Raw genomic sequence first — 11867 nt, 5'->3', positions numbered from 1 at the left:
TCCCGCCGGAGGCCGCGGGTCAGCCCTCGCGGATGATCTTCGCGAAACCGTTGAAGATCGCGTTGTTGGCGCAGAGGATGCTGCCGCTCTCCAGCGGATCCTGCCCCACGCGCACGCCCTCGACCAGCGCGCCGGCCTCCTTGGCGATCAGCAGGCCCGCGGCGATGTCCCAGATATGCAACTCGCGCTCCCAGTAACCCTCGTAGCGGCCCGCGGCCACGTATGCCAGGTCCAGCGCCGCCGAGCCGAAGCGCCGCACGCCGGCACATTCCGGCATCAGCCGTGCAAAATCCTTCAGCGTCGCCGGCAGGGTGCGCTTGGCGGCAAAGGGCACGCCCGTGGCAAAGACCGCCTCGACCATGCGCGCGCGGCCCGAAACGCGCAGCCGCTTGCTGTCGTTCAGCCAGGCGCCCGCGCCGCGCTCGGCATAGAACATCTCATCCTTGGCCGCGTCATAGACCACGCCTGCCACGATCTGCCCCTTGTGCTCCAGCGCGATCGAGACCGCCCAATGCGGCAGCCCGTGCAGGAAATTGGTGGTGCCATCCAGCGGATCGACGATCCAGCGCCGGGTCGGATCCTCGCCCGGCTCCTCCCCGCTCTCCTCTGCCACCCAGCCATAGGTCGGCCGGGCGCCGCGCAGCTCGTCGCGCAGGATCTTCTCGGCAGCCAGATCGGCGCGGCTCACGAAATCGCCCGCCCCTTTCATCGAGACCTGCAGGTTCTCGACCTCGCGGAAATCCTTGACGAGCGACCGGGCCGCCTTGCGCGCGGCCTTCATCATGATGTTGAGATTGGCGCTGCCCTGCATGGCAAAGAGTCCCCGCGGTGGTGGCTGGAATGCGATCAGGCCGCGCGTATACGCGGCCCGACCGGGAATGCCAAGACCCGCGAGACGCGGCCGGCGCGGGGATCAGCGGTAGACCACGCCCTTTTCGCCCACGGGCGCATGGCGGCGCGGTGCGTAGTGCTGACGGGGCCGCGGGTGATGGACCTTCTTCACCTTGCCGGGCCGGTCGACATAGGGGCCCGCATTCGGCACGCCGCAGCAGATCACGCCCCCGGCCATCACCGGCTGCAGCCCCGCCGGACAGTAGTTCGGCGCCGGGTAGGCATGGACAAGCATGTTGGAATTGGGGTTATGCGTGCCGTCCCCCATGTACATGTCGCCCCAGGCCAGGGCGGCCGTCCCGGAAAGGCAAAGCGCCGCCGCAGCGGCCGTTCGAAGCACAAAACGCATGGTATCCCCCTAGGTGATGCAAAACGCGGAAGCTTTTTTGCCAAGCTACCAGCGCGACGTGGCGAGTCAATTTATTCGTGTGGACCTTTCCGGATTTCGCCGTGATTTCCGGTGCCTGCCGGGACGGGCGACGAGGTCGGCGCGCGAGTCCAGGTGCCGGTGCCCGGCCGCGGCGGGGTCTTTCGAGTATTTTTGGAAAGATGAAAGCAGGGGTGTGCGCGACGGGCCGGATCGGGCGGCTTGTGGGGGGGGCTGCCCAAGGAGGGGGCATCAGCGTGTGGGCCCCGAGCTGAGGCGGCCGCCGGGGTCGGCATTTGCGGGACACATGCGGCATGGCGCGGCCCGATCCAGATAGTCTGAGGGTCTGCTCATGCGGGTCCGCAACACGGCACACGCGCGATCACAGGGCCTTGACCCCTGCTTCCGCAACGTCACGGCCGTTCGCATACTCATCTCATCGTCGCAGCAAACCTCCGAGGGAGCCCAGCCCATGACCCGCCTGACCCGCCGCACCAGCCTCGGCCTTCTTCTCTCTGCGCCCGCGCTTGTCAGCTTTGCCCGGCGCGCCGCCGCGAAAGAGCCCGAAATCTATACCGAGGATGGTCTTGCCATCAACGGCTCCGACCCGGTCGCCTATTTCGATGCAAAAGGCCCGGTGCGTGGCATGGCAGAGCACGCCCTGTCATGGAACGGCGCGGAATGGCGGTTTGCCAGTGCGGCCAACGCCGAGGCGTTCCGCGCCGCGCCGGACCGCTATGCACCGCAGTTCGGCGGCTACTGCGCCTATGCCGCCTCGCGCGGCTATCTCGCCCCCACCATCCCAAAGGCGTGGACGCTGCATGACGGCCAGATCTTCCTGAACGCCAGCCTACGCGCACGCGAGCTCTGGCTGCGCGACGTGCCCGGCAATATCGCGAAGGGCCGCGCGAACTGGCCGGGCATCCTCGGCTGACGGCCCGGTCCGGGCGCCGCGGGACGGTGGGCGGGGCGAGGTGCCGCAGGCACAAGCGCCGTACGACGTCCCCGGCGATTTTTTGAGTAGTTCTGGAAAGATGAAAGCAAGGGCTGGGACGGCGCCCCTGCGGGACAAGACGGGTCAGGCGGCCTGTTCGGTGTCGGCCCATTCCCAGGGGCGGACGAAATCGCCGAGGACGGCGGAGACCTGGGCCTCGGTCGCGCCGTGGGGGTCGACCTGGGCGACGAGGCCGCGCGTCTTGTCGTCGATGACCGAGACCACGCGGGCCGGGCAGCCGTCCTTTTCCAGCGCGCCGTTATAGACCCGGGTGATGGCCTGCTTGCGCAGTTCGGGCTTGAACACCTTGCCGACGGCGGTCTTGGGCAGTTCGGGCAGTATGGTCATGTGCTTGGGATGCGCGGCGCGTTCATGGACATGCACGCGGGCATGCTCCATCAGCGCCTCCTCGGTCACCTCGGCCCCTTCGACGAGTTCCACGAAGGCGCAGGGCAGCTCGCCCGAATGGGCGTCGGGCTGGCCGATCGCGCCAGCGAAGGCCACGGCCGGGTGGGCCAGCAGCGCCTCCTCGATCTCGGCGGGGTCGATATTGTGGCCGCCGCGGATGATGAGATCCTTGGCGCGGCCGGTGATCCACAGATAGCCATCCGCGTCCAGCCGTCCGAGATCGCCGGTGCGCAGATGCGTGCCGAAATGGAACAGCTCGGCATTCTTGTCGGCCTCAGTATAGGTGTGGCCGGCATGCACGCCGGGATTGGCCACGCAGATCTCGCCGATCTCGTCGGTGGCGCATTCCACCGGCGCGCCGTCCTTGAGCCGCATCACCTTGACGTCGGTATAGGGGAAGGGAATGCCGATCGAGCCCACCTTCTTGAGCCCGTCCACCGGGTTCACCGAGACCAGGCAGGTGGCCTCGGTCAGCCCGTAGCCCTCGCAGATGGTGACGCCGCAGGCGCTCTCGAAACGCTTGAACAGCTCCAGCGGCATCGGCGCCGAGCCCGAGAAGGCGGTCCTGACCGAGGAGATGTCGGCATCGACCTTGCGCTGCATCAGGGCCGAGACGGCGGTGGGCACGGTGATGATGAAGGTCACGCGCCAGCGCTCGCAGAGCTTCCAGAAATTGTCGAACACGCCCTCGCCGCGATAGCCCGCCGGGGTCGGGAAGACCGCATGCGCGCCCGAGCAGACCATGGACATCAGGATCACGTGGCAGGCGAAGACGTGGAACAGCGGCAGCGGGCAGATCACCGTGTCGGTTTCCGAGAAGAGCAGCCGGTGGCCCAGCCAGCCATTGTAGAGCATGCCTTCATAGGTGTGCTGCGCCACCTTGGGCATGCCGGTCGTGCCGCCGGTGTGGAAATAGGCCGCGACCCGGTCACCGGCGCTGTCGGCGAATTGCAGGGTTCGGGGCTGTTTCGCCGCCTCGGCGGTGAAATCGAGATAGTCGGCATGGCGCGGGCCGGTCAGTTTGGGCCGCAGGAAGGGCACCAGCCATTTCTTGGGCGGCGTCAGGTAACGGTTCAGGTCGACCTCGAGCACGGTGTGCACGGCGGGCGCGTGGCGCACCGCCTCGGTCACCTTCTGCGCCACGTCGGTCTTGGGAAAGGGTTTCAGCGTGACCACGACCTTGGCGCCGGTCTCGCGCAGGATGGCGCCGATCTGCTCGGGCTCGAGCAGCGGGTTGATCGGGTTCACGATTCCCGCCACCGCCCCGCCCAGCAGCGTGGCCACCGTTTCGTTGCAATTGGGCAGCACGTAGGCGACGACATCCCTCTCGCCGATGCCGAGGCTGCGGAACAGGTTGGCCGCCTGCGCGGTGCGGTCGCGCAGCTCAGCCCAGCTCAGCGTCTCGGCCTTGTCCGTGGCGCCCGAGAGCAGCTGGTAGCTGATCGCGGGCCGGTCGGGAAAACGCTCGGCGGTGCGGCTCAGCTGGGCCCAGAGCGTCGCCGGCAGGTCACGCTCCGCCCACGGCATTTCCTGTTCGATCGCGTCGCGATCCGCCATACCCGCATAGCTCATGCGCGCCTCTCCTCCCCATCTGCTCGCCGGCGCAGTGTGCGGGCAAGCCCGGCCCGACGCAAGCCGGCGGACGCCGCGGCACCGGCGGACTGACGCCGCGTTTCGGCCGATCCTACGAGAACCGTTCCGGCCCGATCCACTGCGCGTCGGAATAGCGGTCGCCATGGGCCCAGCCCACCGGAAGGACCTCTTCGATCCGCGCCATGTCGTCCTGCGTCAACCGGATCTCGGTCCCCGCGACCAGTTCGCGGAAATGCGCCACCGACCGGGTGCCCGGGATCGGCAGGACATGGGCGCCGCGATGCAGCAGCCAAGCGATGGCCAGCGCCGCGGTGGGCACGCCCATCCCCGCGGCCAGCGCGCGGAACCGCTCGACCTGCTGCCGGTTGGCGCTGTAATTCGGCTCTTGGAAGCGCGGATTGCCGGACAGGAAGCTCAGCGCGCCCAGCCGCTCGGGCGTGACGGGCGTATCGGTCAGCATCGAACGGAAGACCGGCGAGAAGGCGACCAGCGCGGTGCCCAGCTCGGCACAGGCCTGCACCAGCCCCAGCTCGGGCGCGCGGGTGGCCAGCGAGTATTCCGACTGCACCGCGGCCACGGGATGCACCGCGTGGGCGCGGCGCAGCGAGGCGGGCGCGATCTCCGAGAAGCCCACGCTGCGGCACTTTCCGGCCTCGACGAGGCGGCCCAGCGTGCCGGCCACCTCCTCGATCGGCACGGCGGCATCGCGCCGGTGGACATAGAACAGGTCGACGCACTCGATCCCCATGCGCGACAGCGAGCCGTCCAGCTCGGCCTCCAGATGCGCGGGGCTGTTGTCGAAGGCCCGGTTGCCATCGGCATCACGGGTGATCCCGGCCTTGGTCGCAACGTGGAAGGCGTCGCGCGCCCCGGGGCGGTCGCGCAGGTATTGCCCGATCGCCGTCTCCGAGCGCCCCATGCCGTAGACATTCGAGGTGTCCACATGGCTCACCCCCAGCTCGCGCGCGGCATCGAGGATGGCAAAAGAGTTCTCTTCGGTGGTGGGCCCGTAGAAATCCGAAAAGGACATCGCCCCCACCCCGATGCAGGACACCTCGGTGCCGCCCAGCCTGATCTGTCTCATGATCCGCCCCCTTGCCTGCTGTCCGTCATTGCGATGCGGGCCGCGGCCACTCTGCAGGCAGCCGCGCCTCGACCAGCGCCACGGCGCGCGCCACGGCCTCGGCAATGTCCATCGCGGTGGTGTCCAGCGTCTCGGCATCCTCGGCGGGCCGCAACGGCGCATCGGCGCGACCCATGTCGCGCGCATCGCGGGCACGCACATCCTCGAGCACCTCCTCGAGGCTGACATCATGGCCCGCCGCGCGCAATTCCTTGTGGCGGCGTTCGGCGCGCACCTTGGCACTGGCGATGACGAACAGCTTCACATGCGCCTCGGGGCAGATCACCGTGCCGATGTCGCGCCCGTCCAGCACCGCGCCGCCGGCGCGCTGCGCGAAGGCGCGCTGGAAATCCAGCAGCGCGGCGCGCACCTCGGGGATGGCCGCCACCTTGGAGGCCGCCTCGGCCACCTCGGGCGTGCGCAACACGCTTTCGTCCAGCGCGTCCACGGTCAGGGTCTGCGCTGCCTCCAGCGGCTCCACCCCGTCCAGCAGGCGCCGTCCCACGGCCCGGTAGAGCAGCCCGGTGTCGAGATGCTCGAAGCCGAAGGCGCGCGCCACGGCCCGGCTGATCGTGCCCTTGCCGCTGGCCGCCGGCCCGTCGATGGCGATGGTGAAACTCATGTCCGGCCCTCCCTGTCTGGCCCTGACGCGCCTCAGGCGTCGTCCCGCGTGATCGTCGCGCCCAACCCGGCCATCAACGGCTCGAAGATCGGGAAGGAGGTCGCGATCGGCCCGCCATCATCGACGGACATGGGCGCATTGGCCGCCAGCCCCATCACGAGGAAGGACATGGCGATGCGGTGATCGAGAAAGCTCTCCACCGTGGCGCCGCCGGCGACCCCGCCAGGACCCGCGCCATGCACGCTCCACCAATCCTCGCCCTCGTCGACACGCAGCCCCGCCGCGCGCAGCCCGCGCGCCATGGCGTCGATCCGGTCGCTCTCCTTGACGCGCAACTCCCGGACGCCCGGCATGTGGGTCTTGCCCTCGGCAAAGCCGGCCACGACCGACAGCACCGGGTATTCGTCGATCATGCTCGCGGCGCGCTCGGGCGGCACCTCGATCCCCTTCAGATCGGGCGAGAAACGGGCGCGCAGATCCGCCACCGGCTCGCCGCCCTCCTCGCGGGCATTCTCATAGGTCAGGTCGGCGCCCATCTCGCGCAGCGTGGTGAACAGCCCCGCCCGCGTCGGGTTGAGCCCGATATTCGGCACCAGCACGTCCGAGCCCTCGACGATCAGCGCGGCACAGACCGGGAAGGCTGCCGAGGACGGGTCGCGCGGCACCACGATGGTCTGCGGACGCAGCTCCGGCCGGCCGGTCAGGGTGATGACCCGCCCCTCTTCCGTGTCCTCGCTCACCACCTCGGCGCCGAACCCCGCCAGCATGCGCTCGGAATGGTCGCGCGTCGCCTCGCGCTCGATCACCACGGTCTCGCCCGGCGCGTTCAGCCCCGCAAGCAACACCGCCGATTTCACCTGCGCCGAGGGCACCGGCGTGGCATAGCGCACCGGCAGCGGATCAGCCGCACCGATCAGCGTCAGCGGCAGCCGCCCGCCCGACCGTCCATGCGCGCGCGCCCCGAACAGCGCCAGCGGATCGGTGACCCGCGCCATGGGCCGCTTGTTCAGGCTGGCATCGCCGGTGAAGGTCGCAGCGATCCCGGTGGTCGCCATGGCCCCCATGATCAGCCGCACGCCGGTGCCGGAATTGCCGCAATCGATCACCTGGTCGGGCTCGGCGAACCCGCCCACGCCCACGCCCTGCACATGCCAGGTGCCGTCACGCTGGGTGATCGACGCGCCGAAAGCCCGCATCGCGCCGGCCGTGTCCAGCACGTCCTGCCCCTCGAGCAGCCCGGTCACCCGCGTCTCGCCCACCGCCAGCGCGCCCAGGATCAGCGCACGATGCGAAATCGACTTGTCGCCCGGCACCTCGGCCGTGCCGCTCAGCGGGCCGGACCGGCGCGCGGTCATCGGGATGGGGGCACCATGGCCGGACATGTGGGAACCTCCTGCAAATGTCGTGAGCGCAGATACCCCGACAACCGGCCCCTGTCCATGCACCGGGCGACCGCATGTCTTTCATCTTTCCGGCAAATACTCCCGCCGGAGGCGGCCCGGCCGGCCAGCCCGCGCGAAACGGCCCCGCCTCGCGCCCCGCGGGACGGCGGGCGGGGCGATCTGCGCAGCAGGAGCGCCGGTCCCGGCCCCCCGCGCGCTCAGCGCCGGGTGAAGCTCAGGTAATGCGGCACGCGCCCCTCGCGCAGCGCCTTCTGCTCGTAGCGCGTGGACAGCCAGTCCGCCCAGGGCGCGCGCCAGTCCCCGGGCCGCGTGGCGTCCCAGTCGAACCCGGCCTTCGGCACCTCGATCAGCGCCTGCCGGACATAGTCGGGAATGTCGGTGGCCAGCCGGAACGCCGCGCCCGGCGCCATGGCCCGGGCCAGCGGGTCCAGATGCTCGGGCGTGACGAAGCGGCGCCGGTGATGCTTCTTCTTCGGCCAGGGATCGGGATAGAGCAGGAAGGCCTTCGAGACCGAGCCCGGCGGCAGCACGTCGAACAGGTCGCGCGCATCGCCCGGGAAGACCCGCAGGTTGGTCACGCCGGCCTCGCGGATCTTGCCCAGCAGCATGGCGACGCCGTTGATATAGGGCTCGCAGCCGATGATCCCGATCCCGGGATTGGAGCGGGCCTGGTGCACCAGGTGCTCGCCGCCGCCAAAGCCCACTTCCAGCCAGACCGGCGCGCCGCCGAACAGCGCCTGCAGGTCCAGCGGGTGGCGCTCGGGATTCACGTCCCAGCCCACCGGGCCCGGCGACAGCCGGCCCAGATCCTCGTCCAGGTAGGCCTCCTGCGCCTTGCGCAGGCCCTTGCCGCGGATCCGGCCGTAGAAATTGCGCCAGGGCGCCCCGGGATGCTTGTTCGACGTGGTCATGGCGCCGCCCTTTAGCGCGGTGCCGCGCCCCGCGCAATGCGCCCGCTCACTCGGTCAGCACGCCCGCGTCCAGCAGTGTCGCGCGCGGCGGAAACCACGTGCCCGAGCGCAGCCGCTTGGTCTCGATGGCGAAATCCGGATCGACCCCGCGCGCGATCATGAAGCGCAGCTCCTTGTGCACCTCGGTCTGCGTGTCCTTGTAGACCCACGAGGCGAAATCGAACGGCGTCTGCCAGCCATGCTCCTCCCGCCAGGTCTCGTAATAGGATTCGATGGCCCCGGGCGACCAGCTCAGCTGGTGAAAGCCCAGCTTGCCACCCCGGGTCAGCTGTCGCCGCGCCCCGCCCAGAAAGACCGTGACGCAGGAGCTGGAGCATTCGCCATCCACGATCGTGTCGAGTTCGAAGTCCATCACCACGCGGGCCATTTCCTGCCCCGCCAAGACGCTGCCGCCGCTGCTGTTGAGCTTCAGCGTGGTGATCCCGGGCGTGTCACGCAGCAGCGCGATCAGGATGTCCAGATCCGCGTTGCGGATCTCGCGCTCCCGTTCGTCCTCCGCCGCCTCGGTGTCATAGACCAGCACAGGACCCTCCAGCCGGAACTTCTCGCGCCCGGCCCCGTCCTCTTCTGACGCGGCAGGGGCTGCCAGGGACAGCGCCGCCACCAGTATCATCCGCCACATCTGCCCCTGCCTCCCGCGGGAATCGCGAGGCCATGGAAGCGCGCGCGGGCCCGGCGGGCAAGCCTTTCCGCCGGGCCTCAGGGATCGAGCAGGACGCTGCCCAGCACCTCAAGCCCCTCGGCGCGGCGCCTGACCACCAACACCTCCCCCGAGCGGGTCGTCCGGCCGGTCAGCGCGCGGATATTGACCTGGTGCGAGACCACGAAAACCCGCCCCTCTGCCGCATCAAGCCGCGCCAGCGCCGCCTCCGTGCGACGCTCCCGCGCCGAGAAATTGCCGAAGAAGGAGTTGAGCGCCGGCACCTCTTCGACCGGGCCGAGATCCAGCAGCCGCGCCGTGTCGAGACAGCGGCACCATTGGCTGGACAGCACCCGGTCGAAGGCGATGTCGCGGTCGCGAAAGGCGGCCCCGATCCGCGCCGCCTGCGCCCGTCCGCGCGCGTCAAGATTGCGCTGCGTGGCACAGTCGGCGACATCGAAGCCGGCCGGATCGCCCGTGCCCGGCGCCAGCGCGTGACGCATCACCGCGAAGGCGCCGGGCGTGTCGAAGGCCTGCCAGTCATCGGCCGCCAGGATCCCCGGCCAGAGCAGGCCGAGGACCAGGCAGAGCCGTGCCCACATCTCAGAGCGTCTCGTCGAGGAACTCCAGCAGGCCGTTCCAGCTGCCCTGGTCGGCGGCCAGGTCGTAGTCGCTGGAGCCGTAGACGGTGAAGCTGTGCCGCGCCCCGCCAAAGACCTGCGCCCCGTGATCGACGCCGGCCGCCTGCAGCTCGTCCAGCAGCGACGCCAGGTCGGCCATGCCCGAGACCGGGTCGGCGCTGCCATGGAACAGCATGATCGGCCCCTGCGCCGCGGCGTAGTCCTGCCCCTCGGGCGTGCCCAGCCCGCCATGGAAGCTGACAAAGCCGTTGAGCTCGGCGCCTGCGCGGGCCGCCTCGAGCACCGCCGCACCGCCGAAGCAATAGCCCTGGATCACCATGTTGTCGGTGGCGCCGGGAATGTCGGCCGCCGCCTCGATCGAGCCCATCAGGCGTTCCCGGAACAGCTCGCGGTCGCCATAGAGCCCGCCCGACAGCGCGCGGTACTCGTCCACCGATTGCGGATTGGTTTCGGCCCCGTAGACGTCGATCGCGAAGGCGGTATAGCCCAGCGCCGCCAGCATCTCGGCGCGGCGCTCCTCGTAGGCCGTCATGCCGTCCCAGTCATGCACGATCAGCACGGTGCCCTTGGACTCGATGGCGGAATTCGTGGCGACATAGCCCTCGAACTCGGTCTCGCCGACCGTGTAGCGATGGTAATCGGCGACGATCTCGGCGCCGGCGGTGGTCGCGCCCAGCGCGGCGATGGCGAAAGCAGTGCGGAACATCCCGTGTCTCCCTGTCTTGTCCGGATATGCGACAAATAGTCCGCACGGGGAAAAGGAAAGGCGCAGAGGTGGGATCGGAGGGGGCCGACCGCCCCGGCGCCGAGCGTGACCGTGGGCTCCTGGCGGGGGAAGCCGCTTCGAAGCGGCTTCCTTAAAGCGGCTTCAAAGCCGCTTGGACGCGATTTGCAAATCGCGTGCAGCAAGGCCGTTCGAACGGCCTTGCCCCTTGGCACGGTTGCGCGGCCAGCCCGGCCCGCGTGCCGGTGTCAGACGGCGCCCTTCAGCGCATCGACCAGGTCCGTGCGCTCCCAGGAGAAGCCGCCATCGGCCTCGGGGGCGCGGCCGAAATGACCATAGGCCGCCGTGCGGGCATAGATCGGCCGGTTCAGGTCCAGGTGGGTGCGGATGCCGCGCGGGCTGAGATCCATCACCTGCGGGATCGCCGCTTCGATGGCGCGCGCCTCGATATCGCCGGTCCCGTGCGTGTCGACATAGATCGACAGCGGCTTGGCCACGCCGATCGCGTAGGACAGCTGCACGGTACAGCGCTTGGCCAGCCCCGCAGCCACCACGTTCTTGGCCAGGTAGCGCGCCGCGTAGGCCGCCGAGCGGTCGACCTTGGTCGGATCCTTGCCGGAGAAGGCCCCGCCGCCATGCGGCGCCGCGCCGCCATAGGTGTCCACGATGATCTTGCGCCCGGTCAGCCCCGCATCGCCATCCGGCCCGCCGATCACGAAGGTGCCCGTCGGGTTCACCCACCATTCGGTCTCGGGCAGGATCCAGCCCTCGGGCAGCACCTCGCGGATATAGGGCTCCACGATGTCGCGGATGTCGTCCGAGCTTTGTGCTTCGCTCTCGTGCTGCGTCGACAGCACGATCGAGGTCACGCCGACCGGCTTGCCATCCTCGTAGCGCACCGAGATCTGCGACTTGGCATCTGGGCGCAGCAGCGGCTCGGCGCCCGACTTGCGCACTTCGGCCAGCCGCCGCAGGATCGCGTGGCTGAACTGGATCGGCGCGGGCATCAGCGCGTCGGTCTCGTCCGTCGCATAGCCGAACATGATGCCCTGGTCGCCGGCGCCCTCGTCACGGTTGCCCTGCCCCACGACGCCCTGCGCGATATGGGCCGACTGCTCGTGCAGCAGGTTCGAGATCTTGCAGGTGGCGTGGTGGAACTTGTCCTGCTCGTAGCCGATATCCTTGATGCAGGCGCGCGCGATATCGGGGATGCGCTCCATGTACTCGGCCAGCTTGTCCTGGTCGGTCAGCCCGACCTCGCCGCCGATCACCACGCGGTTGGTGGTGGCGAAGGTCTCGCAGGCGACGCGGGCCATCGGGTCCTCGGCCAGAAGGGCGTCGAGCACGGCATCCGAGATGCGATCGCAGACTTTGTCCGGATGGCCTTCCGACACGGACTCGGAGGTGAAGATGTAGTTCTGTCGGGACATGAGCGCTCCATTGGGTTTCGCCGCCACGCCAGGAAGCCGTTGTGACGGGATTTTTCGATC

General features: G+C 69.4%; 12 protein-coding genes and 1 riboswitch. Of the genes, 1 reads left to right on the top strand and 11 read right to left on the bottom strand.

The features are described from left to right. Positions 1 to 19 precede the first annotated feature (19 nt). Both AVJ23_RS08990 and AVJ23_RS08985 read right to left on the bottom strand, forming a co-directional pair. A complete protein-coding gene (locus AVJ23_RS08990; RefSeq protein WP_058861843.1) occupies positions 20 to 811 on the bottom strand; it encodes an inositol monophosphatase family protein in 792 nt (263 codons plus the stop codon). A 102-nt stretch (positions 812 to 913) separates the two neighbouring features. Further along, entirely contained in the window at positions 914 to 1240 is a 327-nt protein-coding gene (locus tag AVJ23_RS08985) for a hypothetical protein (protein WP_058861842.1), read from the bottom strand. 490 nt (positions 1241 to 1730) lie between these two features. Between AVJ23_RS08985 and AVJ23_RS08980 the strand changes: the two genes are divergently transcribed. Next, a complete protein-coding gene (locus AVJ23_RS08980; RefSeq protein WP_058861841.1) occupies positions 1731 to 2192 on the top strand; it encodes a YHS domain-containing (seleno)protein in 462 nt (153 codons plus the stop codon). Positions 2193 to 2336: 144 nt separating this feature from the next. On the opposite strand, the gene AVJ23_RS08975 is transcribed toward AVJ23_RS08980, so the two are convergent. The 9 genes from AVJ23_RS08975 to metK all read right to left on the bottom strand — a co-directional run bounded on the left by AVJ23_RS08975 (position 2337) and on the right by metK (position 11807). Further along, entirely contained in the window at positions 2337 to 4232 is a 1896-nt protein-coding gene (locus AVJ23_RS08975; protein ID WP_058861840.1) for an acyl-CoA synthetase, read from the bottom strand. Positions 4233 to 4344: 112 nt separating this feature from the next. Then, positions 4345 to 5337 carry an aldo/keto reductase gene (locus tag AVJ23_RS08970; RefSeq protein ID WP_058861839.1) on the bottom strand — a complete coding sequence of 331 codons (993 nt, stop codon included), beginning with the start codon at positions 5335 to 5337 and terminating at the stop codon, positions 4345 to 4347. A 25-nt stretch (positions 5338 to 5362) separates the two neighbouring features. Further along, on the bottom strand, positions 5363 to 5998 hold the full coding sequence (locus AVJ23_RS08965) for a (d)CMP kinase (RefSeq protein WP_058861838.1): 636 nt from the start codon (positions 5996 to 5998) through the stop codon (positions 5363 to 5365). A gap of 32 nt (positions 5999 to 6030) precedes the next feature. Continuing rightward, positions 6031 to 7380: a 3-phosphoshikimate 1-carboxyvinyltransferase gene (gene aroA, locus AVJ23_RS08960; protein WP_058861837.1), complete on the bottom strand. Its 1350-nt coding sequence runs from the start codon at positions 7378 to 7380 to the stop codon at positions 6031 to 6033. A gap of 218 nt (positions 7381 to 7598) precedes the next feature. After that, complete coding sequence (gene trmB / locus AVJ23_RS08955) at positions 7599 to 8312, bottom strand: tRNA (guanine(46)-N(7))-methyltransferase TrmB (protein WP_058861836.1); 714 nt, start codon at positions 8310 to 8312, stop codon at positions 7599 to 7601. A gap of 46 nt (positions 8313 to 8358) precedes the next feature. Then, positions 8359 to 8994 (bottom strand): COG3904 family protein, encoded by a 636-nt coding sequence (locus AVJ23_RS08950; protein WP_058861835.1) that lies wholly within the window; start codon positions 8992 to 8994, stop codon positions 8359 to 8361. A 77-nt stretch (positions 8995 to 9071) separates the two neighbouring features. Beyond that, positions 9072 to 9614: a histidine phosphatase family protein gene (locus AVJ23_RS08945; protein ID WP_058861834.1), complete on the bottom strand. Its 543-nt coding sequence runs from the start codon at positions 9612 to 9614 to the stop codon at positions 9072 to 9074. Between the two features lies 1 nt (position 9615). Then, the gene (locus AVJ23_RS08940; RefSeq protein WP_058861833.1) at positions 9616 to 10359 is read right to left on the bottom strand and encodes a dienelactone hydrolase family protein; all 744 of its coding nucleotides are present in this window, start codon (positions 10357 to 10359) and stop codon (positions 9616 to 9618) included. A gap of 266 nt (positions 10360 to 10625) precedes the next feature. After that, the gene (metK, locus tag AVJ23_RS08935; RefSeq protein WP_058861832.1) at positions 10626 to 11807 is read right to left on the bottom strand and encodes a methionine adenosyltransferase; all 1182 of its coding nucleotides are present in this window, start codon (positions 11805 to 11807) and stop codon (positions 10626 to 10628) included. A 3-nt stretch (positions 11808 to 11810) separates the two neighbouring features. Next, a riboswitch (SAM-SAH riboswitch) is annotated at positions 11811 to 11858 on the bottom strand. Between the last annotated feature and the right edge of the window lie 9 nt (positions 11859 to 11867).

This window comes from Pseudoponticoccus marisrubri (genome assembly GCF_001482405.1).
GTDB lineage: Bacteria > Pseudomonadota > Alphaproteobacteria > Rhodobacterales > Rhodobacteraceae > Pseudoponticoccus > Pseudoponticoccus marisrubri.
This window is presented reverse-complemented; position numbering and strand designations above follow the sequence as displayed.